The organism is Streptomyces sp. B6B3 (assembly GCF_039871525.1).
Lineage (GTDB): Bacteria > Actinomycetota > Actinomycetes > Streptomycetales > Streptomycetaceae > Streptomyces.
In genome coordinates this window covers 129,014-151,419 of the sequence record NZ_JBDPLU010000005.1, presented here as the reverse complement: position 1 = coordinate 151,419, position 22,406 = coordinate 129,014, and the positions used below count along the sequence as shown (strand labels likewise).

The 22,406-nt window shown below is 74.1% G+C and carries 20 protein-coding genes; 10 read left to right on the top strand and 10 right to left on the bottom strand.

The annotated features are described in order from the left end of the window. Positions 1-19 precede the first annotated feature (19 nt). The 3 genes from ABGB06_RS13180 to ABGB06_RS13170 all read left to right on the top strand — a co-directional run bounded on the left by ABGB06_RS13180 (position 20) and on the right by ABGB06_RS13170 (position 2,890). A complete protein-coding gene (locus ABGB06_RS13180; RefSeq protein WP_347589160.1) occupies positions 20-1,468 on the top strand; it encodes a dihydrolipoamide acetyltransferase family protein in 1,449 nt (482 codons plus the stop codon). Between the two features lie 228 nt (positions 1,469-1,696). Continuing rightward, complete coding sequence (locus ABGB06_RS13175) at positions 1,697-2,278, top strand: hypothetical protein (RefSeq protein WP_347588631.1); 582 nt, start codon at positions 1,697-1,699, stop codon at positions 2,276-2,278. Between the two features lie 231 nt (positions 2,279-2,509). After that, complete coding sequence (locus ABGB06_RS13170; protein ID WP_347589158.1) at positions 2,510-2,890, top strand: dienelactone hydrolase family protein; 381 nt, start codon at positions 2,510-2,512, stop codon at positions 2,888-2,890. Positions 2,891-2,896: 6 nt separating this feature from the next. Here ABGB06_RS13170 and ABGB06_RS13165 read toward each other — a convergent pair whose 3' ends face one another. The 9 genes from ABGB06_RS13165 to ABGB06_RS13125 form a co-directional block, all read right to left on the bottom strand. Beyond that, positions 2,897-4,432, bottom strand: a complete 1,536-nt coding sequence (locus ABGB06_RS13165; RefSeq protein ID WP_347588629.1) for a substrate-binding domain-containing protein — start codon at positions 4,430-4,432, stop codon at positions 2,897-2,899. 145 nt (positions 4,433-4,577) lie between these two features. Next, positions 4,578-5,153 carry a bacterial proteasome activator family protein gene (locus tag ABGB06_RS13160; protein WP_347588627.1) on the bottom strand — a complete coding sequence of 192 codons (576 nt, stop codon included), beginning with the start codon at positions 5,151-5,153 and terminating at the stop codon, positions 4,578-4,580. 152 nt (positions 5,154-5,305) lie between these two features. Beyond that, positions 5,306-6,073: an ATP-binding cassette domain-containing protein gene (locus tag ABGB06_RS13155; protein ID WP_347588625.1), complete on the bottom strand. Its 768-nt coding sequence runs from the start codon at positions 6,071-6,073 to the stop codon at positions 5,306-5,308. 141 nt (positions 6,074-6,214) lie between these two features. Next, on the bottom strand, positions 6,215-6,760 hold the full coding sequence (locus ABGB06_RS13150; protein WP_347588623.1) for a PadR family transcriptional regulator: 546 nt from the start codon (positions 6,758-6,760) through the stop codon (positions 6,215-6,217). Between the two features lie 82 nt (positions 6,761-6,842). Further along, positions 6,843-7,226: a hypothetical protein gene (locus tag ABGB06_RS13145; protein ID WP_347588621.1), complete on the bottom strand. Its 384-nt coding sequence runs from the start codon at positions 7,224-7,226 to the stop codon at positions 6,843-6,845. 141 nt (positions 7,227-7,367) lie between these two features. Next, positions 7,368-8,345 (bottom strand): NAD(P)H-quinone oxidoreductase, encoded by a 978-nt coding sequence (locus ABGB06_RS13140; protein WP_347588619.1) that lies wholly within the window; start codon positions 8,343-8,345, stop codon positions 7,368-7,370. Between the two features lie 98 nt (positions 8,346-8,443). Continuing rightward, the gene (locus ABGB06_RS13135) at positions 8,444-9,112 is read right to left on the bottom strand and encodes a hypothetical protein (RefSeq protein WP_347588617.1); all 669 of its coding nucleotides are present in this window, start codon (positions 9,110-9,112) and stop codon (positions 8,444-8,446) included. Further along, the gene (locus ABGB06_RS13130; protein WP_347588615.1) at positions 9,109-9,618 is read right to left on the bottom strand and encodes an STAS domain-containing protein; all 510 of its coding nucleotides are present in this window, start codon (positions 9,616-9,618) and stop codon (positions 9,109-9,111) included. Before ABGB06_RS13130 ends, ABGB06_RS13135 begins: the two co-directional genes overlap by 4 nt. A 300-nt stretch (positions 9,619-9,918) precedes the next feature. Next, positions 9,919-11,001, bottom strand: a complete 1,083-nt coding sequence (locus ABGB06_RS13125; RefSeq protein ID WP_347588613.1) for an acyl-CoA desaturase — start codon at positions 10,999-11,001, stop codon at positions 9,919-9,921. 452 nt (positions 11,002-11,453) lie between these two features. Here ABGB06_RS13125 and ABGB06_RS13120 point away from each other — a divergent pair, with 452 nt between their 5' ends. The 4 genes from ABGB06_RS13120 (at position 11,454) to ABGB06_RS13105 (ending at position 14,426) form a co-directional block, all read left to right on the top strand. Then, positions 11,454-11,723 (top strand): hypothetical protein, encoded by a 270-nt coding sequence (locus tag ABGB06_RS13120; RefSeq protein WP_347588611.1) that lies wholly within the window; start codon positions 11,454-11,456, stop codon positions 11,721-11,723. Between the two features lie 68 nt (positions 11,724-11,791). Next, entirely contained in the window at positions 11,792-12,373 is a 582-nt protein-coding gene (locus ABGB06_RS13115; RefSeq protein WP_347589156.1) for an NAD(P)H-dependent oxidoreductase, read from the top strand. Between the two features lie 107 nt (positions 12,374-12,480). After that, positions 12,481-13,560, top strand: coding sequence for an ATP-binding cassette domain-containing protein (locus ABGB06_RS13110; protein WP_347588609.1), 1,080 nt, complete (start codon positions 12,481-12,483; stop codon positions 13,558-13,560). Beyond that, positions 13,557-14,426, top strand: a complete 870-nt coding sequence (locus tag ABGB06_RS13105) for an ABC transporter permease (RefSeq protein WP_347588607.1) — start codon at positions 13,557-13,559, stop codon at positions 14,424-14,426. The genes ABGB06_RS13110 and ABGB06_RS13105 overlap by 4 nt, the downstream gene beginning before the upstream one ends. Positions 14,427-14,459: 33 nt before the next feature. Here the strand turns inward: ABGB06_RS13105 and ABGB06_RS13100 are convergent, their stop codons facing one another. Further along, the gene (locus tag ABGB06_RS13100; RefSeq protein WP_347588605.1) at positions 14,460-18,038 is read right to left on the bottom strand and encodes an AAA family ATPase; all 3,579 of its coding nucleotides are present in this window, start codon (positions 18,036-18,038) and stop codon (positions 14,460-14,462) included. Positions 18,039-18,080: 42 nt separating this feature from the next. Here ABGB06_RS13100 and ABGB06_RS13095 point away from each other — a divergent pair, with 42 nt between their 5' ends. The 3 genes from ABGB06_RS13095 to ABGB06_RS13085 all read left to right on the top strand — a co-directional run bounded on the left by ABGB06_RS13095 (position 18,081) and on the right by ABGB06_RS13085 (position 22,395). Then, positions 18,081-19,778: a DUF885 domain-containing protein gene (locus ABGB06_RS13095; RefSeq protein ID WP_347588603.1), complete on the top strand. Its 1,698-nt coding sequence runs from the start codon at positions 18,081-18,083 to the stop codon at positions 19,776-19,778. A 94-nt stretch (positions 19,779-19,872) separates the two neighbouring features. Then, complete coding sequence (locus tag ABGB06_RS13090) at positions 19,873-20,391, top strand: N-acetyltransferase (RefSeq protein ID WP_347588601.1); 519 nt, start codon at positions 19,873-19,875, stop codon at positions 20,389-20,391. Positions 20,392-20,532: 141 nt separating this feature from the next. Further along, the gene (locus ABGB06_RS13085; protein WP_347588599.1) at positions 20,533-22,395 is read left to right on the top strand and encodes a sialidase family protein; all 1,863 of its coding nucleotides are present in this window, start codon (positions 20,533-20,535) and stop codon (positions 22,393-22,395) included. Positions 22,396-22,406: the final 11 nt, after the last annotated feature.

Sequence of the window (22,406 nt, the reverse complement as noted above, 5' to 3'; positions counted from 1 at the left end):
GCTGAGGAGAATCGTGACCATGGCCGCAACCGAACGCGGGGGCCGCTACCGCGACTTCCCCATGCCCGACGTGGGCGAGGGCCTGACCGAGGCCGAGATCCTCAAGTGGCTGGTGCAGCCGGGCGACACGGTGACCGACGGGCAGATGGTGGTGGAGGTGGAGACCGCCAAGGCCGCGGTCGAGCTGCCCATCCCGTACGACGGCGTCGTGCGTGACCTGCACGCGGCCGAGGGCGCCACGGTCGCCGTCGGCACGTCCATCATCACGGTCGACACGGACCCCTCGGGAGGGGACGAGGAGCCCTCCCCGGGCCCGTCGGCGCCCGCCGGAGCGGAGGAGCCAGGGGAGGGCGAGGAGGAGCGCGAGCCGGTCCTCGTCGGCTACGGCGTCTCCGACGGCTCCGCGCGGCGCCGTCCCCGCAAGGCCCCGGCCCACCAGGGCGTGACCCCGCCCGGCGGCCCGCACGCCGTCCCCCGCGCCGCCCCGTCGGCCAACGGCGGCGCCCCGGTCGACGGCCACCCGGTGGCGCCCGTCGCGGGATCCTCCGCAGCCCCCGCCGCGGAGGCGCCCGGCAGGGTCCGGGTGTTGGCGAAGCCGCCGGTGCGGAAGCTGGCGAAGGACCTGGGCGTGGACCTGAGCGCCGTGGTGCCGAGCGGGCCGAACGGCGTCGTCACCCGGGAGGACGTCCACGCCGCCGCCAGGCCCGAGCCCGAACCCGCGCCCGAGCGGGTCGCCGAACCCGCGCCCGCCGCGACCGCGGCGGCGCCGCGCGAGCGCCGGGTGCCGATCAGGGGCGTGCGGAAGGCGACCGCCCAGGCGGTGGCGGGCAGCGCGTTCACCGCGCCGCACGTCACGGAGTTCGTGACCGTGGACGTGAGCCGCACGATGCGGCTGGTGTCCCGGCTGAAGGAGGATCCGGACCTCGCCGGGCTGCGGGTCAACCCGCTGCTCCTCGTCGCCCGGGCGCTGCTGCTGGCGATCCGCCGCAACCCCGACGTCAACGCCTCCTGGGACGAGGAGGCCCAGGAGATCGTCTACAAGGACTACGTGAACCTCGGCATCGCGGCCGCCACCCCGCGCGGCCTCATCGTGCCGAACATCAAGGACGCGCACGCCAAGTCGCTCCCCGAGCTGGCCCGCGCGCTGGGCGACCTCGTCGCCACCGCGCGGGAGGGGAGGACCACGCCCGCGGACATGGCCGGCGGCACCGTCACCATCACCAACATCGGCGTCTTCGGCATCGACACGGGCACCCCGATCCTCAACCCGGGGGAGTCCGCGATCCTGGCGTTCGGGGCGATCAAGCTCCAGCCCTGGGTGCACAAGGGCAAGGTGCGCCCCCGGCACGTCACGACGCTCGCGCTCTCCTTCGACCACCGGCTGGTCGACGGCGAGTTGGGTTCGCGGGTGCTGGCGGACGTGGCCGCCGTTCTCGAGCAGCCGCGGCGGCTCATCGTCTGGAGCTGACCGAAAACCGACCAGTAAGCACGTCCGCGACATCTCGGGGCCGGCCGCCGCGCCGGCCCCGAGCCGTTCGCGTCAGTGCGTGACCTGGGTCGTCCTCCGCGTCTTCCACTGGCCGATCACAATCGTGCCGGTTTGGCGTCCACGGCCACAGGTCCGTAACTGGCCAGGTTACCCACCCCTCCGGGCAGCTAATCTGCCTGAGATCGTTCGAACATACGAGGGGATCTCATGCGTAAGGCGATACGGCTCACCCTGCCCGCCGTCGCCGCGGTGATGGCGTTCGCGCTGACCGGCTGCGGCGACGACGACGAGGGCGGCGGCGCGTTCGGCGGTGGCTTCGGCGGAGGCGGCGAGAACACCGAGGTGCCGGAGGAGCTGGAGGGGCTTGAGGACATCGAGATCCCCGGCGCCGAGGACTCCGGCGGCTCCGGCGGGTCCGAGGACTCCGGCGGCGACATCGCGGTGCCGAGCGAGGAGGAGAACGCCGACACCAGCACCGGGGGCGGCGGGGGCGGCGCCCCGACGGTCGCCGACCTGGAGGGCACCTGGTTCACCGGTGACGGCCTGGGCGCCACCGACAGCACGCTGTCCGTGACGAGCGGCGACGTGATGTTCATGGAGAACGCCGGGGAGGAGGGCGACATCTGCTACGGCACCGCCACGGACGGCGCGATCACGCTCAGCGAGTGCAGCGTGTACGGCACGGTCGAGTGGGCCGCGATGGACGCCTCGCTGACCTATGACGGCACCACGCTCGTCGTCAACTGGTCCGACGGCACGGTCCAGGAGTACAGCAGCACCACCTACTGAACCCACGAGCGGCGTCGGCTCCGGCCGGCGCGTGCGACGGCCCGGCCCAACGGGGGGACCGGGCCGCCGGGCGTTTCGGGCCGGGAACGCGATGACGCCCCGTCAGGGGTTGGCGTGCTGCCATGTGCCACGACACGAAGGCACGTCCGCCGGGGGTCGCCGAACCGGGGGAGATCGCCGCGGCCGGACCCGTCGAGCTGACGTCCGCCGACGGCTCCACCTTTCCCGGCCATCACGCCCTGCCCGCGGCAGTCCTGGCGGCTGTCCGCCGCCGCGGACCGCGTCGGCCTGGCGGGGTCGATCGGCGATGGGGGCACCTCCCAGGCCCCTGGGCCTGGGGGAGGCATTCCGAGGGTCGCCGACGACCGGGTCGAGGAGCTCGCCGTGCCGCTGCTGATGCTGCTCGCCGGTGCGGATGCCGCGACGCCGTCCGAGCGGTTCGACGCCTTCGTCGAGCGCGCCACGGCGGCGGGCACCCGCGTCGACCGGCACACCTATCCGGGCGCGCCGCACTCCCTCTTCGACCGCGCCGCGGCCGAACGGCGGGAGGCGTGCGCCGACGCCTGGCGTCGCGTCGACCGTTTCACGGCGGAGCTCGCCGCGGCACCGTAGCGCCGCTCAGGTGGGCTGACAGAGCACGGGGTTGCGCAGTTCGGCGCAGGGCCGGTGGCCGTGCGAGCGGACGATGTCCCGGCCGACCTCGTTGGTGAGGTAACGCAGGAAGCTGGCGGCCACCGAGTCGGCGGCGGGCTCGCCGTACGTGTAGGCGTACTCCGTCTGCCACAGCGGGTAGGCGCCCTGGTCGGCGGCCTCCAGCGTGGCCTCGTGTCCGTCGATCCACACCCGCAGCAGATCGTCGCGGCCGGCGGTCGCGCCCGCCTCGCTGTAGCCGAGGAGGCCGGGCGTCGAGGCCACGGTGTCGAGCACCTCGCTGGTGGAGTCGCGCTGGCAGCGCACCACGCCGGGCTCGGCGCCCTCCCCCACCTCCAGGCAGTCGAGGGAGTTGACGTTGCCGTCCCACCGCCCGTCGAGCGCGCGCTGTTCGAACGTCTTCCGGGTGCCGGAGCCGGGTTCCCTGCTGACCAGCCGGACCGGCACGTCGTTGCCGCCGAGCTCGGACCAGGTGCGCACCTCGCCCGCGTAGATCCGCCGCACGTCGTCGAGCGACAACTCCTGGACGCCCGCCGCGCTGTTGACCACGAGGGTGAAGAGGGAGAAGGCGATGGGGCGGGGCAGCAGCCGCGGGAAGTCGCCGTCCTTCGCGCCGTCGGTGAACGCCAGCAGGGCGTCACTCCGCGACTCGCCGGCCGCGTCGAGCTCCATCAGGCCCTCGGAGCTGCCCTCGGTGCGGACGTCGATGCCGGCGTCCGGACAGGTGCCGTGGTACGCGGCCGCGGCCTCCCGCAGCACCGGCGCGAAGGCGGTGGAGCCGACGACCGTCAGGTCACCGGTGGCGCAGTCCAGCGGGGCCGCGTCCTCGTCGGCCAGCGACACCCCGAACTGGCCCACGACGACCACCATCAGGAAGCAGATCAGCGCGATCGCCGGTCGGGAGACGCCGGTGTGGCTCCTCGTCTCCTTCAGGCCGCCGCTGCCGGCGCCGCCCGTGATGCCGCCGACCACCTCGGGCTTCGGGAACTCGCGCGGCGGAGGGCCGGACGGCCCGTCACCTTCGCGCTCCAGGGCGGCCAGGACCTTGTAGTGGGTGTTGCGGTTCAGCGGCACCTTGGGCAGCTCGATGAGGCCGTCCCGCACGCCCAGACCCGAGTCGGGGCCGAAGCACCCCTCCAGGTACCGGTGGCTGAGCTCGGTCACCACCATGCCGGCGACCTTGCGCCCCGGAAACTCGATCCGTAGGCCGACCCGGTCGTCGGGGAGGGTGGCGTAGTCGTCCGAGTCGATGTGGGTGCTGCCGTTGTTCTCGATCCGCAGCAGCACGAACGACGGCTGGTCCAGCGGCCGGCCGGCCTCCTCCTCCAGCCGGTTCAGCGCTCCCGCGTGCTCGGAGTGCACCGCCTCGGTGGCGGTGGTGTCCATCTGCACGCGGTAGCCGAGCCGCTTGCGGCCGACGAAGACGAACTCCCAGAGGGCGGCGCAGATCGGGACGACGACACCGGCGACGGCGAGCGCTATCTCCCACGGAATGCCCTCCACGACCGCCTCCCCCTCGCACCGCCGCCCGGATCACCCCGCCCGGGTGGACAAACATACGAGCGCGGGCGGGAGTTGAGGGCATGCCGTGGCGAGGGTTCGGCGAGCGTTCACCCCCTGTTGGTGTGCCTTACAACTGCCGGGTGGCTCACAGGTAAGGGCCGGAGCGGGCGTTGCGCTGGGCGTCGTCGTCATGCGGCTCGCCCTCGCCGGCCAGCACCCCGGGCGGCAGCGCGCGGCGCATCTGCTCCAGCTGGGCGCGGGCGGCCATCTGCTGGGCGAAGAGCGCGGTCTGGATGCCGTGGAAGAGGCCCTCCAACCAGCCGACCAGCTGTGCCTGGGCGATGCGCAGCTCCGCGTCGGTCGGCACCGTGTCGTCGGTGAACGGCAGCGACAGCCGGTCCAGCTCCTCGACCAGCTCGGGGGCCAGACCCTCCTCCAGCTCCTTCACCGAGCTGGCGTGGATCTCCTTCAGCCGGGCCCGGCTGGCCTCGTCGAGCGGCGCGGCCTTCACCTCCTCCAGCAGCTGCTTGATCATGCTGCCGATCCGCATGACCTTCGCCGGTTGCTCCACCATCTCCGTGAGCGGGGTCTCCGAGCGGCCCTCGTCCTCGCCCTCCCCGTTCCCCCTGGGCGCGGTGCTGCCCAGGGCCATCCCGTCCGGTCCCACGACCAGAACCTGTTGCGGGGTGTCCTGCGGTGGTTCGTTCCTCGGCTGAGTCATGTCTCCATCATGCAACGTGGATCAGCGGACCCGCCCAGCGAGGGGGACCACGGAGCGCCGCGGCCATCCGCCGGCGGGGGCGGGCGCGGGCCGGTATCCCCGCGCTGAGCTGCGCGAACGCCCCGATCCGCCGGCGCGCCGGGCCCCGGGGATCAGGCGCCGGAGCCGACGGCCAGGGCGGGTCCCGCCGGGTCACCGGGCGCGGCCGGCGCCGTGGCGTCGGGCACGTCGGCGAGGTCGGGGACGTCGGCGCGGGCGGCGGCGTCCGAGAGCACGCCGTCCCGCAGCAGCAGCACCCGGTCCGCCCACGCGGCGTGCTCCGGGTCGCTGGTGGCCAGGAGCACCGCGGCCCGGGACGGGCGGCGCAGCCGGAGCATCGCCAGCACGGTGTCGGCCAGCTCGCCGTTCAGGCCGACCGCCGGCTCGTCCGCCAGCACCAGATGCCGCTGCCCGACCAGGCCGCGGGCCACGCTCACCGCCTGGCGCTGCGCGGGGGACAGCTGCTCGGGCAGCCGCTCGGCGATCTCGGCCAGCTCCAGCTCCAGCAGGATGGTCAGCGCCCGCTGGCGCGCCAGGTGGGCGGGGGATCCGGACAGCTCGTGCGGCAGCGCGATGTTCTCGACGGCGGTCAGCGTCGGGTCGAGCGCGGCCTCGGACTGCTGCGGGATGTGCGCGACGCGGCCGAGCAGCAGCTCCGCCAGCTCGGGCCGGCCGAGCGCGGCGAGGTCGGCGCCGTCGATGAGGATCTGCCCGGTGGCGGGCGTGGCCAGGCCGGCGGCGAGCGCGAGCAGCGTGGACTTCCCCGCGCCGGGCGCGCCCAGCACGGCGACGAACTCGCCGGGCTGCACGACCAGGTCGACGCCGCGCAGGGCGTCCGGGTGGCCGACGCCGCGGAGCAGCAGCACGGGCGTGGTGGTCATCAGTTCCCCCAGATGTCGTGACGGTGAGGTTGCTGATACCGATCGTGTCGAACGATCGTGACGGGCCTGTTGACGCCGGTGACGAACTTGCCCGTCCTTCGGGCGCTGGCCTCCCGCGCGCGCTCCGCCACCCGGGGGAGCTCAGCCGGGCCGGTGGGAGGCGAGCCGCGCCAGCCGGGACTCGCAGCCGTCCAGCCAACGGTCCTCCGCCTCGGCGGCCAGGATCAGCCGGTCCAGCGCCAGCAGCCAGGCGACGTCGTCGGGGGAGTCCGGCTCGTTGGCCAGCGCCCTGGCCCGGAGCCTGGTGTACTCGCGGACGGCCCGCCGGGTGTGCTCGCGCTGCGTCCCGATGAGCGCGGAGACGTCCAGGCCCGGCGTGCCGACGGCCATCGCCAGCTTGATGGCCAGCTCGTCCCGGGCCGGCTGGTCGCGGTCCACGGGCCGCTCGAACCAGCCGGCGAGCTCCCGGCGCCCGGCGTCGGTGAGGGCGTACGGCTGCTGTCTGGCCTCCGCCTCGTGGACGGGGGAGATCAGGCCGTCCCGCTCCAGCCGGGCCAGCGTGGTGTACACCTGGCCGATGTTGAGCGGCCAGGTGCCGCCGGTGCGCGCCTCGAACTCGGCGCGGAGCTGGGCGCCGTACCGGGGGCCGGCGTTCAGCAGGGCGAGAAGCCCGAAGCGAATCGACATACCGCGTGTCTCTACCGGGTATGCCGCCGCCTCGCAAGATCCGTTCGCGGTCCCGGGGCGCCGTTCTGCCGCGGGACCGCAGCTAGCCGTTGCGTATCCGGAGGCCGATGATGGCCAGGCCGAGCCCCAGACAGGTCAGACCGGCGCCGAGCGGCAGGACCGGCACCACGGGGCCGGTCTGCGGCAGCGACCCGGCCGCCTGTTCGCCGGTGGCGGGCGCCGGCGTCCGGGCGTCCGCGGCGTCGCTGGCCGGTTCGGCCTCCTCGGGGCCCGTTCCCGTCGCCCCCGGGCCGTCCCGGTCCGCCAGGTCCTCCCGGTCTGCCAGGTCTGCCAGGTCTTCCCGGTTCTCCCGGTCCTCCCGGTGCTCCTGGATCCGCTCCTCGTGGGCCGGCAGATGGTGCGAGGCGGCGTCCTCGCTGCCGGCGGTGGTGGGCGCCAGAGCGGCCACGGCGGCCGCCGTGGCCACTGCGATTCCCGCCCACGCCCTCACGGTTCCCGGTCCTCCGTCGCACTCCGCCCAGCAATGTCATCAGATTCACATAGAAGGGCGAAGGCGGCATCTTGGGCGTGGGGCGCGAGAGGCGGGAGCGGCCTGCCGGGCCGGGTGTCACCGGATGAGCAGGATCTTTCCGGTGTGCTCGCCCCCCTCCATCACCCGATGCGCCTCCGCCGCTTCGGGCAGCGACAGCCGGCGGTCCACCACCGGCCGCACCCGGCCGTCGGACAGCAGCGGCCAGACGTGCGCGCGCACCTCGGCCACCACGGCCGCCTTCTCGTCGACCGGCCGGGCCCGCAGCGAGGACGCGGAGATGCTGGCGCGCTTGGTGAGCAGCGCGCCCAGGTGCACCTCGCCCTTCGCGCCGCCCTGGAGGCCGATCACCGCGAGGCGGCCGCCGGGCGCCAGCGCCTCGACGTTCGGGCCCAGGTAGCGCGCCCCGATGATGTCCAGGATCACGTCGGCTCCGCGTCCGTCGGTGGCCCGGCGCAGCTCGGCCACGAAGTCCTGCTCGCGGTAGTTGATCAGGACGTCGGCGCCCAGTTCGCGGCAGCGCGCCAACTTCTCGGCGCTGCCCGCGGTGACCGCGACCCGGGCGCCGATGGCCTTGCCGAGCTGCACCGCCATCGTGCCGATGCCGCTGCCGCCGCCGTGCACCAGCAGCGTCTCGCCGGGGCGCAGCCCGGCGGTGATGACGACGTTGGCCCACACGGTGCAGGTCACCTCGGGCAGCGCCGCCGCGCTGACCAGGTCCAGGCCCTCCGGCACCGGCAGCACCTGGCCCGCCGGCACCGCGACCCGCTCGGCGTAGCCGCCGCCGGCCAGCAGCGCGCAGACCTCGTCGCCCACGGACCAGTCCGCGACGCCGGCGCCGACCGCCGCCACCCGTCCCGAGCACTCGAGGCCCGGATAGGGCGGGGCGCCGGGCGGCGGATCGTAGAAGCCCTGGCGCTGGAGCAGGTCGGCCCGGTTCACGCCGGCGGCCACCACGTCGATGAGCACCTCCTCCGGACCCGGTACCGGCTCCGGCACCTCGGTCCAGGTCAACGCCTCGGGTCCACCCGGCTCGGCAATCGTGATCGCATGCATGGGGGTGAAGCTACCCGCACCGTGCCGAGGTCGAGAGACCGTCGACGCGCTGACCCGCACGAGGACCGCCGGGCGGTTCGGGGGCCCGGGCCGGGGCGTCAGCCGCGGTGCTGTGGGCGTCCCCGGCGGGTGAGGTCGTGGAGCGCCGCCGTCGTCCGATCGCCGAGCGGCAGCACCAGCGCCCTGAGCACGGCGGGGCCGAACGGCCGGTGGACCTCGCCGATCTGGTGCCAGCCCAGGGCGGTGAAACCGCTGTAGGCGTCGTCGTCGACGCGGGCCAGCAGGGTGGCGCCGAGCGCGGCGTGGTGGTCGGCGAGCAGCCGCCGCTGGAGCCGGCCGCTGAGTCCGCGGTCGCGCTCGTGGGGGTGGACGACGATGGCCGTGACCGCGAAGACCTGACCGGCCGCGGTGAGGCGTTCGACGACCTGCGGCGGAGAGCCGTGGAAGCCGCGCCACCAGGTGCCCTCGCGTCCCACGGAGAACCCGAAGACGTAGCCCGCCAGGGCGGTCGTCTCGGCCACGATCATGCCGAACCCCGGCTGCCTGAGGTCTCCGGCGAGCCGGTGCAGGAACCGCTCCCGACCGCGGTACGCGTGCGCGTGCGCGGGCGCGGTGCCGGTGCCGGTGCACTGCACGTAGAGATCGGCCAGGTCGTCCCGCATCTCCTCGGCCTGCCGGCGGTTCAGCGGGCGCAGCCGCGCGGTCGACAGCCTGCCCGGTGCGTGCACCGGGCGCTGCGGCGGCCTCGACCGGGGACCGGGGGTCACGGCGCACCGTCCGATGCCGCGGTCGCCGGGGGCGGGAGGCCGGTCCGGCGTCGGGCGGAGGGATCGTCGGCGACGAGGAAGCTGGTGCCGGTCAGCGCGAACAACCTGGTCAGCGCGGCTGAGGGGTACCGCAGCCGCAACGACCCGCCGGCGGACGCCGTGTGGTGAGCGGCGGCGAGGAACGCGTTGACGCCACTGCAGTCGCAGAAGGTGACGGCCCGCAGGTCGACGTCCACGGTGCGGTAGCCGTCGAGGAGACAGCGCTGGAGCTCCTCGCGCAGGGGCGGTGCGGACACCAGGTCGATCTCGCCGGTCAGGGTCACCAGCGTCCGGCGGGCCCCGTCGTGCCGGAAGACCCCCAACGTGGGGCACGTGTCGCGGACGCCTCGCCTTCGACGGCGGCCGAACGGGCCTCCGTGGCGCGCGAGGCCCGGGGTGTTCCGGGCCGCCGCCGTGTGCGTCGGCGCCGCGTCGAAGTCGTGTGGTCCGGGATGTGGAGCCGTCATGGTCCTGGTCCTTCGCGTGTCGAGTGGGGCCGCTGACGACGGGCCGCTGTCCGCGGGCCTGGCAGGCGCGATCGGTCGGTGTGCGCGAGGCGCCGCCGTGGTGAGAGGCGTGAGGACCGTCGAGGAGGTGGTGAGGTCGTCTGATCCGTGGCTTCGGCCATGACATGACCGTCTCCGGGCCTGGGCCCGGGTGTCGCGGTTCGATCGAGAACGACGCCGGCGGGACGCCAACATGCGAGGGACTCTCGACATGTCAACTGTACTCCCCGGCCGCAACGGCCCGTCGAACACGCGGTCGCGCTAGTACTCCAACTCGGGCCGCAGCGGTCCGCCGACCGTGTGGAGGTGCCGCAGCACCTGGGCGTAGGAGTGGAACAGCCCGGTCTCGTGGTACGCGATGCGGTGCTCGGCGCAGAACGCCCGCACGACCTCCTGGGCACGCCGCAGGTTCGGCCGCGGCATGGACGGGAACAGATGGTGCTCTATCTGGTAGTTCAGCCCGCCGAGCACGAAGTCGGTCAGGCGGCGGCCCCGGATGTTCCGCGAGGTGAGCACCTGTCGCCGGAGGAAGTCGATCTTGTCGTCCTTGGCGAACATCGGCATCCCCTTGTGGTTCGGGGCGAAGGAACATCCCATGTACAGCCCGAACAGACCCTGCTGCACGAGCAGGAAGCAGACGGCCTGGAGCGGCGACAACACCCAGAACAGGGCGGTCAGATAGCCGCCGAGATGGGCCACGAGCAGACCGGCCTCGGCGAGCCTGGTCCCCGTGGAGACCCCACCGCGCCGGAGCAGGGTGCGGATGCTGGCGACGTGCAGGTTGAACCCCTCCAGCAGCAGCAGGGGGAAGAACAGCCAGGCCTGGTGTCGGGCCAGCCACGCGTACGCTCCCCGGCGACGACCGGCCTGTTCCTCGGTGAAGGCGATGGCACCGTCCGCGATGTCGGGATCCCGATCGACCTGGTTCGGATGGGCGTGGTGCCGGTTGTGCTTGGAGATCCACCAGCCGTAGCTGAGCCCGACCAGCAGGTTGCCGTGCAGGCGGCCGAGGAGGCCGTTGACCCGTTTCGAGGCGGCGATCTGCTGGTGACCCGCGTCGTGCCCGATGAAGGCGGTCTGGGTGAACATCACGCCGAGGAACGCGGCGATGCCGAGCTGCCACCAGGAGGACCCGATCAGGGCGAAGGCCGTCCAGCCGGCCGCCAGCAGCAGCAGGTTCACCGCCACCTTCGCGGAGTAGTATCCGCGCCGCCGCTCCAGCAGCCCGGTCTTCCGCACCCTGCGGGACAGCACGGCGTAGTCGCTGCCCCGACGCCCGGGCGCCGGGTCGGGCGTCCCGTCGCGATCGGGCGGGATCTGCGTGATGACGGTTTCGGAGGTCACGTCGGTCTCCTTCGAGCCGGGATCGGTGCCGGAAACGCGAGCGGCCGGGCACCGGAGTGGGACGGACGTCCGGTCGGGAGACAGCGTGTGAATCGCGATGCGGCGAACGCCGGGCGGAGGAGCGTCCGCCTCGTATCACTTCACGGTACCTCGCCCCCGTTCGAGCGAGAAGTGTGGCGGTGACTCCGGTCGCGCGGGCCCGCCTGACCTGCCCCCGGGCGTGCGCCCCGAAACCGGGCGTGAGGGTACGGTGGCCGTACCGAGCGTTCCTCGCATGCTGGCATCCGATCCGGCGTCGCTCTCGGAGAACGGCTAGCCGGAGCCACGGGATCCGGGCCGGGGGCGGACCCCCGCGGCGACGCCTCGCGTTCCCCGCTCGTGCCCCGCCTCCCGTACGTGACCGCCGGGACCAGCCCGGCACCTTCTTCGTGACAGAGCAGGATGTGGGCAGCATGTACTCACCGGACTCGATCTTCAGGCGCAACCGTCACCGCTACGAGCCGACCGCGGACATGGCGGCCGGCCTGTCCTGCGTCATCTGCGGCACCGACCTCCGGGACCCGCGGCGGTCGGACGCGGTGGTCTCCGCCCACCACGAGGGCAGGCAACTGCTCGCCTGCCGGGGCAGGTGCGCGCACCTGGCGAGCGGCTCGTCCACGGGCCTGGACGAGCCGCCGCTGCCGCTGGCCGAACGGCTGCGCCGGCACCGGTCCGGCGCCTGACCGCTCTGCCGTCGCCGCGCGAGCGCCCGCCAGATCCGATCTGGCGGGCGCTCGCCCGCGTCTCGCGCCTGACGGGTGAGAGGAGGTGGGCGGCGTTGCAGCCGTTGCGTCTTGGGGTGATCGTCGGGAGCACGCGGCCGGGCCGGGTCGGCGACCGGATAGCGGCCTGGTTCGTCGAACGGGCGCGGATCCGGCCGGACGTGGAGGTGGACGTACTCGACCTCGTCGAGTTCGACTTCCCGTCCCGACATCCGACCGAGCCGACGCCCGAGATGCTGAGGTTCACCGACGCCGTGGCGCGGGCCGAGGCGTTCGTCGTGGTGACGCCCGAGTACAACCGCGGCTATCCGGCCTCGTTGAAGCAGGCCATCGACTACGCGTACGAGGAGTGGCACGCCAAGCCGGTCGGCTTCGTCTCGTACGGCAGCAACTCGCACGGGCTGTACGCGGTCGAGGCGCTGCGCTCGGTCTTCACGGAGCTGCACACCGTGACGATGCGGGACGGCGTGAGCCTCGACCTGCTGGCCGGGGGCGCGGAGCAGACCCTCCCGGAGGGCCTGGGCCACGCGGCCACCGCGCTCCTCGACGAACTCGGCTGGTGGGGGGTGGCGTTGCGGGAGGCGCGAAGTCGCCGCCCGTACGTCGCTTAGTTTTCGCCGCGACGCCGGTCCTATCAGTAGACGACTTTGATGCCGTGCCTCGACCGAGGAAAGAACCGCGGAAGAACGAGGAAAAGAGACAGAGGAGAGATGAGGGGATGAGTACCAAGCAGAGCGGGCCGGCGATCGAGACGTCGGGTCTCGTCAAGGTGTTCGGCGACAACCGCGCCGTCGACGGCGTGGATCTCGTGGTGCCGGCCGGCACGGTCTACGGGGTGCTCGGCCCCAACGGCGCGGGCAAGACGACCACGGTCAGGATGCTGGCCACGCTGCTCCGGCCGGACGACGGCGAGGCCCGCGTCTTCGGCCACGACGTGCTCCGCGAGGCCGACGCGGTCCGCGCCAGGGTGAGCCTGACCGGCCAGTACGCCTCGGTGGACGAGGACCTGACCGGCACGGAGAACCTCGTGCTGCTGGCCAGGTTGCTCGGCTACTCCAAGCCGGCGGCAAGGGACCGGGCGTCCGCGCTGCTGGAGGCGTTCGGCCTGACCGACGCGGCGACCCGCCAGGTGAAGAACTACTCGGGGGGCATGCGGCGCCGGATCGACATCGCCGCCAGCCTGCTGAGCACCCCCGACCTGCTGTTCCTCGACGAGCCCACCACCGGCCTCGACCCGCGCAGCAGGAACCAGGTCTGGGACATCATCCGGGCCGTGGTGGCGCAGGGCACGACCGTGCTGCTGACCACCCAGTACCTGGACGAGGCGGACCGGCTGGCCGGGCGGATAGCCGTCATCGACGCCGGCAGGGTCATCGCCGAGGGCACGCCGGGACAGCTGAAGTCCTCGATCGGATCGGGCGCCGTCCACGTGCGGCTGCGCGACCCGGAGCACCGTCCCGAGGCGCGCCGGCTCCTCGCCGAGGCGCTGGGCACCGCCGTGCAGCTGGACGCCGACCCGGTGGCGCTCACCGCGCGGGTCATGGGCAACGGCGGGGGCGACGCCGGCGCGGCCGAGCGGGCCTCCCGGGCCCTGGCCGAGCTGGCCCACCACGGCATCACCGTCGACGACTTCTCCCTGGGGCAGCCCAGCCTGGACGAGGTGTTCCTGGCCCTGACCGGCAAGAAGACCGGCGGGAGCGACGGCACGGGAGACGGCACGGACGGGGCCGCCGACGGCGGCGCGCTCGACGGCACGGACAGCGATCAGACGAGCGGCGAGAAGGAGGCCGTGGCATGACCACCGCGACGACCACGAAGAAGGACCAGGACGCGGGCGAGGCCGCCGACGCCTACGTCCCCGAGGTGGAGACGATCCAGGCCGTGCTGGCCCCGGGCCAGCGGCCGTCCCGCCCCAGCGCGTTGTCCGCCTGCGTGACCTTCGGGTGGCGGGCGATGCTGAAGATCAAGCACGTGCCCGAGCAGCTCTTCGACGTCACCGTCTTCCCGATCATGATGACGCTGATGTTCACCTACCTGTTCGGTGGTGCGCTGGCCGGTTCGACGACCGAGTACCTGCAGTTCCTGCTCCCCGGGATCATGGTGATGAGCGTCGTGATGACCACCATGTACACCGGGGTGGCGGTCAACACCGACATCGAGAAGGGCGTCTTCGACCGGTTCCGCACGCTGCCGGTGTGGCGGCCCTCGGCGATGGTCGGGTACCTGCTGGGCGACGCCTTCCGGTACTCGATGGCCTCCGTGGTGATCCTCGTCGTCGGCCTGGTGATGGGGTACCGGCCGGACGGCGGGCCGCTGGGCGTGGCCGCCGGGATCCTGCTGCTGGTCGCCTTCTCCTTCGCCTTCTCCTGGGTGTGGACCATGTTCGGTCTGCTGCTTCGCTCGGAGAAGTCGGTGATGGGCGTCAGCATGATGGTGCTGTTCCCGCTGACCTTCCTGAGCAACATCCTGGTCGAGCCGGAGACGATGCCCGGCTGGTTGCAGGCGTTCGTCGACGTCAACCCGGTGACCCACCTGGTGGCGGCGGTGCGCAGCCTGATGGAGGGCGACGTGGACGCCGGCGAGGTCGGCTGGGTGCTGGTGGCCGGCGCGGTGCTGGTGGCCGTCTTCGGCACGCTCACCATGCGGCTCTACAACCGCAAGTAGCCGGCTCTCGGAGCCCGGCTCCCGGAGCCGACGTCAGAGCGTCCAGGGCGCGGCGTCCCGGTCGGGCGGGCGGTAGGCGCACCGGGCGCCGGTGGTGACGGAGCCCCGCAGATGGCCGGCCAGCTCCGGATGGTGCTGGTCGAGACGGCGGAGCGTGTCCCGGATCCTGGCGGTCACCGCCTTCCGGGCGCGCTCCGCCTCGTCGCCCAGCCGGCGGGCCCGCCCGCCCAGGCCGGCGGCGGCGCGCAGCTCGTCCAGCAGCGCGGCGCGCTCCCGGTCGAGCCCGGCCGCGCGGTCGTCCTGACCCAGCGCGTCGGCCCGCTCGATCTCCTCGTCCAACCGGGCGAGATGGCGCCGGTAGCGGGCCCTGGCCTCGTCGTCGAGCACGGGGTCGCCGCCCATCGCGTGGGCGGCGACGGCCTCGGCGCCGCCCTCCGGGTGGGCCAGCTCCGTCGCCGGCACGTCCGTTCCCGGCCGCCCGAGCAGATACCGCAGGTCGCGGAGCCCCTTGGCGTCCGGCAGGTGCACGGTCCGCCCGGCGAACGTCAGGACCCACACCGCCCCGTCGAACCGGAACACGTTGCCCTTGCCGGGCGAGGCCGTGCCTCCCCCCGAGCCGGTAGCCCCGGGGCCGGCACCCGGCCCCAGCCGTTCCGCCCGCTGGCCGTCGGCTGGCCGGTCGCCCTCGTGACCGTCCCCGGCCGGGGCCCCGGAGCCGGCCTCTGGCTCCGGCCCTCGGGCCTCCGGCTCTGGTCGCTCGGCCCGCCGGCCGTGCGTGTCGGCCGGCCGATCCCCTTGGTGACCGTCCCGGGCCGGGGCCCCGGGGCCCGTCTCCGGCTTCGCTCGGTCGATCGGGAGCGGGCCGCCGGCGGCGGCTCCGGGGCGCGGCCGGTCCGCATGGGGCTCCCCGGGCCGCCCGGGGCCGGGCGCGTTCCAGGGTCGGGGTGCCGTCGGCGAGGGTCCGGCGGGAAGCCGGAGGGTGTCGGGTGGGACGCCCAGCGCGGCGGACTCGCGGGTGACCTCGTTGCGCAGGGCCGTCGCGGCCTCCGCGTCGCCGGGCCCGGCCCGCGCGGCGAGCGCGTCGCTGAGATGACCCCGGGCGATCAACGCCCAGGGCCGGGCCCGCAGCAGGTCCGCCGAACGGGCCGCCGCGGTGAAGCCCTCGATCGCCGCGTCCCACCGCTCCTCGGCCGCGTCCAGCAGCGCCGTCCACAGCGAGATCGGCCCGCCGACGTCGAAGCCCCACATCGACACCGCCCACAGCCCGGCGAACGGTTCCAGCGCCGCCCGGGCCCGCGCGCACAGCACCGGGTCCCGCGACGCCGCCGCGGCCTGCGCCTGGAGCCGCAGCCACATCGGTCGCACGCTGCGCGGCAGCTCCTCGGCCCGCCCCGCCAGGTCGTCGTGCACCCGGAGCAGCGTCGCCGTGTCGCCGCGCCGGGCGGCGGTCAGGCCGGCGATCAGCTCGGGATGCGGATACCGCTTCGTGGTCAGTGAGGCGTGCAGCTCGCCGAGCTCCTCGAACCGGCCGGTCAACAGCAGGATCGCCCACCGCAGATGCAGCGAGAACGCCGTGAAGTGCTCGTGGTGACCCTCCTCCTCGTGCCCCAGCTCCATGGCTCGCCGCTGCAGCTCGTCCGCCTCCGCCAGCCGCCCCTGGAGCGTCGCGATGATGCATCGGTCGATCACCGCGGAGAAGTGGAAACGCGGGACGCCGAGCGTCTCGACCCGTGCCACGAACGCCGCGAACTGCCGCTGGTAGCCGGGATCGCCCAGCTCCAGCAGCGCCACCCAGCGCAGCGACATGCCGAAGTGCTCCAGCTCCGCGTCGTCGGTGCGCCGCGCCACCTCGACCATCTCGGCGGTGAGTGCCGCCCGCTCCGCCGCCGTGCCCAGGCCCCACAGCGCGTCGTGCCGGGCGGCGAGGCTGAAGCCGAGCGCGTCGTCGTCCGCGCTCCGCCGGGCCAACACCGCGCTGCGCACGGTCAGCTGGCGGACCAGCTGGTGCACGGACGCGCCCGGCACCGGCCCGGCTCCGGCGGGGGCGTCTCCCGGGGCCAGCCGCTCGATGGCCTCCCGCAGCACCTCGGTGGTCAGCTCACCGGGCCCGGATCCGTGGCCGATCCAGGAGTCCGTCTGGTACAGCGAGAGCGCCACCCGGGCGAGCAGTTCCGGGTCGTCCAGCGCCCGCGCCTCGGACACCACCTCGTGCATCAGCGTCCACGCCTCGGCCCGCGTGGCCTCGCCGCCGCCGTGCATCAGCTGCTGCCCGAGGATCAGTCCGGTCGTCACCCGGCGCCGGGGATCCACCGCGGCGGCCAGCTCGTAGGCCCGGCGCAGGTGCCCCGTGGCCTCCTCGAACGCCATCCGGCCCGTGGCATCCGTGGCCGCCTCGCGGAGCAGCTCCAGGGCCCGGGCCGGCGGCAGCGCACGGTCGGCCAGATGGGCGTGGTGGGCCAGTTCGGCCGGCAGCACGCCGATCCTGGCGGCCAGCCCCGGCTGACGGTCCAGGGCGCGCACCACGGCGGCGTGCCGCTCCGCGACCCGGTCGGGGGCCAGCTCCTCGTAGAGCGTCTCGCGTACCAGATCGTGTGCGAAGGCGAATCGTCCGGCGCCGAGCGGCGTCACCAGCCGTGCGGCCGCCGCCTGGTCGAGCAGCCGGTCGGCCTCGGGTACCGGCACCCGCTCCGCGGCCGCGAGCAACTGCCGGTGGAACTCCCGGCCGAGCACGGCCGCCCCGGTCAGCAGTCCCGCCACGGGCTCGGGCAGCAGCCGCAGGCGCCGGCGCACCGCGTCCCGCACGCCGGGCGGAATGGCGGCGACCGCGCCCCCGCTCTGCCACAGCCGGGAGGTCTGCTCGACGAAGAACGGGTTGCCGCCGGTGCGCCGGTGCACCTCGGCGACCAGGGCCGGGTCCGGCTCGTGGCCGGTGGTGCGCGCCATCAACGCGCCGACCTCCGCCGGTTCCAGACCGGCGAGGCTGATGGTGGTGGCCCGGGGGCCGAGCGCGGTGGCGGGTCCCTCCCGGTGGGCCTCGTCCTCCGCGCGGTAGGTGCCGACCAGGAGCAGCCGTTCGAACCACGTGTGCTGGGCCACGAAGCGCAGCAGCCGCAGCGAGGCGGCGTCCGCCCAGTGCAGGTCGTCGAGCACCACCACCACGGGCCGCCGGTGCGAGGCGGTGACCAGCAGCGTGGTCACCGCGTCGGAGAGCTCGAAGTTCTGGTCGCCGTCGGTGCCGTCGGTGCCGCGGGAGCCCTCCGGCCCACCCGCGCCGTCGCCGGTCGGCGCCTCGCCCAGCAGCACGCCGAGCGCGTCGCCCGCCTCCTCGCGGGCCTCGGCCCACGCGTCGGCGTCCGCCGAGCGGCGCATCGCGCGGACCACCTGCACCCAGGGCCAGTAGCCGGGCGCGTTCTCGGCGTCCCAGCAGGCCCCGCCCAGCACCAGCGCCCCCAGCCGCCTGGCCTCCTCGGCGGCGCGGGTGACCAGAGTGGTCTTGCCGATGCCCGCCTCCCCGGTGACGAGCACCAGCCCGCCGTGACTGGCCACGGCCCGCTCGACATGGGCCCGCAGCGCCCCGACGGCGTGCTCCCGACCGATGAGCTCGTCGAACAACCGGTACTTCCTTCAATCAAAAGACTGTATGAGGATTACGCGATGCAAAACATCGATCCCGGCCATCCAACCACTCCACGCCAGATAGCCGACGCCTACGTCGAAACCCTCTCAGACCTCGAGCCCACCGTCGCCACCCAGCTCGGTAACCGCCCAGGCCAGGACGCACTCCCCGACTACTCCCCCGACGGCCGTGCCGCCGTGGCCGCGGCCCAGCGCGCGACGCTCGCCGAACTGGACGCGGTGGGATCCCCCGACGAGCTGCCGGTGGCGGAGCGTCGCGCCGCACGCCTGCTGCGCGAGCGGCTGACCGCGGCCCTCGACCTGGACGCCGCGGGCGAGCACCTCCGGCTGGTCAGCAACCTCTTCTCCCCCGTGCAGCAGCTCCGCTCGGTCTTCCTGCTGATGCCGACCGAGACCGCCGACGACTGGGCCGTCATCGGCCGCCGGATGCGCAACGTGCCCGGCGCCGCGCGCGGCTACCTGGCCTCGCTGGACGAGGGCCTGACCCGCGGCCTGCCCGCCGCGGCGCGTCAGGCCGAGACCGTGGCGGGCCAGCTCGACACCTGGTTGGCCGCCGACTGGTACCGGGACTTCGCCTCCTCCGCCCCGGACGCGCTGCGCGCCGAACTCGACGCGGCGGCCGGGGTGGCCACCGAGGGGCTCGCGGAGATCCGCGACTTCCTGCGCGGGCACTACCTGGCCTCGCCCGTGGTGGCCGACGCCCCCGACGCCGTGGGGCGCGAGCGCTACCTGCTCGGCGCCCGCCAGTGGACGGGCGCCGACCTGGACCTGGCGGACGCCTACGCGTTCGGCTGGGAGGAGTACCACCGGCTGGCGGCGGAGATGCGGGAGGCCGCCGACCGGGTGCTGCCCGGCGAGTCGCCGCTGGCCGCCATGCGCCACCTGGAGGAGCACGGCGAGGCCGTCGAGGGCGAGGCGGCGATCCGGGGCTGGTTGCAGGAGCTGATGGACCAGGCGATCGACGAACTGGGCGGCCGGCACTTCGACATCGCCGAGCCGCTGCGGCACGTGGAGGCGATGATCGCCCCGCCCGGCAGCGCGGCGGCCCCGTACTACACCCGACCCTCCCTGGACTTCTCCCGGCCGGGGCGCACCTGGCTGCCGACCATGGGCGCCACCCGCTTCCCGGTCTGGCACCTCGTCTCCACCTGGTACCACGAGGGCGTTCCCGGACACCATCTCCAGCTGGCCCACTGGGTGTACGTGCAGGACCAGCTGTCCCGCTACCAGGCCAGCATCGGCTCGGTCAGCGCCTCGGGGGAGGGCTGGGCGCTGTACGCGGAGCGGCTGATGGACGAGCTCGGCTACCTGACGGACCCGGGCCGGCGGCTCGGCTACCTGTCCGCCCAGATGCTGCGCGCGGTCCGGGTGATCATCGACATCGGCATGCACGTGGGGCTGCGGATCCCGGAGGGCGAGAGCTTCCACCCGGGCGAGCTGTGGACGCCGGAGCTGGCGCTGGACTTCTTCATGACGCACACCGGGCACGACGAGGAGTACTCGCGGTCCGAGCTGGTGCGCTACCTCGGCATGCCCGGCCAGGCCATCAGCTACAAGCTGGGCGAACGGGCCTGGGTGGCGGGCCGCGAGGCGGCGCGCGCGGCGGCGGGCCGGCGCGGCGAGGAGTTCGACCTGAAGTCCTGGCACATGGCGGCGCTCTCGTTGGGCTCGCTCGGCCTGGACGACCTCGCCGTGGAACTGCCCCAGCTCCGTTGAGACGGCCGGGAGTCCGGGGGCGGCGCGCGGCGCTGTCCCCACGAGCCGCGGAAAGTCGGTGGTCCGCCCGGGGCCGTCTCCCCATACTGGGCCGATGATCGTCCGCCGGGAGACCCACGCCGACCCGCCCGCCGTCCGCGCCGTGGCCGAGGCGGCCTTCGGCCGGCCGCTGGAGGCCGACCTGCTCGACCGGCTGCGCGCCTGCGACGGCTGGCTCGCCGCGCTGTCGCTCGTCGCCACGGACCCCGCGCCGGCGGCGGGCCCGGCCCCCGAGGTGGTCGGGCATGTGGTGTGCACCCGCGGACACGTCGGGGACGTGCCGGTGCTGGGCCTCGGGCCGCTGAGCGTGCGGCCCGACCGGCAGCGCCGGGGCGTCGGCCTGGCCCTGGTGCACGCCGTGCTCGGCGCCGCCGAGGCGCTCGACGAGCCGCTGGTGGCGCTGCTCGGCAGCCCCGAGTACTACGGCCGCTACGGTTTCCGGCCGGCCGCGGAGCTCGGCGTCGTCTCGCCCGACCCCGGCTGGGGCGAGTACTTCCAGGCCCGCCGGCTGGCCACCCACCTGCCCGCCCCGCGCGGCCCGTTCCGCTACGCCCCACCGTTCGAGGAGCTCTGACCCCGGGCGTTCGCCGGGCGTTTGCCGGGGATTACCACCGGCGGCACCCGGCGGACGCGGTACTGACGCGATCACGCCGAAACTGACGCCGCGTCTGGTGTGCCCACGGAGCCGCCCGTAGCCTCGGGCAGCGTGCTGAGGATGCTGCGAGGGACGGGCCGTGCGCGGCTCGGGGCGATGGTGCTGGCGCTGCTCGTCGGCGCCTGCTGGGTGGTGGCCGGACCGACCGCGCGACCTGCCGAGGCCGCGCCGCCGGACGACGCGATCAGCCAGCCGTACGTGCACCACGAGGGCGGCTACGCCTGCTACCGGATCCCGGCCATCGTCACCACCAACGACGGCACGCTGCTCGCGTTCGCCGAGGGCCGCGTCACGGACTGCTCGGACGTCGGCAACATCGACCTGGTGCTGCGGCGTTCCACCGACGGCGGCCGCACCTGGGGGCCGATCGACGTGCTCCGCGGCGCCGGCGACAACGGCGGCTTCGGCAATCCCGTGCCGGTGGTGGACGCGGACAGCGGGCGGATCTCCCTGCTCTTCGCCTACAACACCTGGACCCAGCAGGGCGACGACCGGGTGCGCGGACCGCGCAGCCTGCACGCCGTGTTCAGCACCGACGACGGCCAGGACTGGGAGGACGGCGAGGATCTCGCCGACCTCAAACCGGACACCTGGACCTGGGTCTCCACCGGTCCCGGCCACGGCATTCAGCTCCGGCACGGGGAGCACGCCGGACGCCTCATCGTGCCGGGTGACCACGACACCAGCGACGGCCGGTCGGGCGCGCAGCTCTACCACAGCGACGACGGAGGCCTGACCTGGGAGCTGGGCGCCGTGTACGACACCACGGACCCCACCGCGAACCCGGGCGAACTCACGGTCGCCGAAAGGGCCGACGGCTCGCTGTACGTCAACGCCCGGGCCGCCCAGACCTGCGGCACCAGGGACCACCGGCTGGCCGCGTCCAGCCTGGACGGCGGCGCCAGCTTCACCGCCGCGGGCTTCACCCCGATCCCGAACCTCGACACCCCGCCGGTCTCCGGCTCGTTGCTCTCGCTGGGGGACAGGATGCTGTTCTCCGCCCCGGCCCGGCCGGGCCTGGAGGCGGTCCCCGACCGGCGGGTCATGTCGATCCGCTCCTCCCACGACGACGGCGCGACCTGGGAGACCTCCGGGACCGTGATCCACCCGGAACGGGCCGGCTACTCCGACCTGACGCTGCTGGAGAACGGCGACATCGGGCTGCTCTACGAGACCGGCGAGGGCAGCTCGCACGGCACCATGAACTTCACCGCGTTCAGCGAGTCCGAGCTCGACGAGGGCGAGACCGAGCTGCGCTTCCCGCGCACCAGCGACAGCAGCGGCAACGGCAACCACGCGGTGGTGCACGGCGGCGCCGAGCTCGGCTCGCGCGGCTCGGGCTCGGCCATCCTGCTCGGCGGCACGGGCGACCCGGACGGCGAGGACGACTACCTGCGGCTGATCAACTGCCCCGCCAGCCTGGACCTGGGCGCGGGCGACTTCTCCGTCGCCGCGTGGTTCAGGTACGGGGACGACGGCGGGGCGCATCCCATCCTCTGGGGCTACGGCCAGGGCGCGGGGGACCAGCAGTTCTGGTTGCGGGCGGAGCCCGCGGAGGACCGCATCCGCGCCGCCATCGACACCGGTTCGGGCTCCGCCTCGGTGAGCACCTCCCAGGCCTACAACGACAACGCCTGGCACCACGTGGTGTTCAGCCGCGATGACGGCCGGCTGTCGCTGGTGGTGGACGGCGGGCAGCCGGTGAGCGCCGCCGCGCCGGCGGGCGACATCTCGCCGAGCGGCGTGTGGACCATCCACCTCGGCGCCCGCCCCGACTACGCCGAGCTGTTCCACGGCGGCCTGGACGACGTGCGGATCTACGGCCGGGCGCTGACCGCCGACGAGATCGACCGGGTCCGCGCCGGCGCCACCGACGTCACGGACGAGGAGCGGCTGCGGCTCGGCTTCACGACCATCTGGTAGCCCTCAGGTGG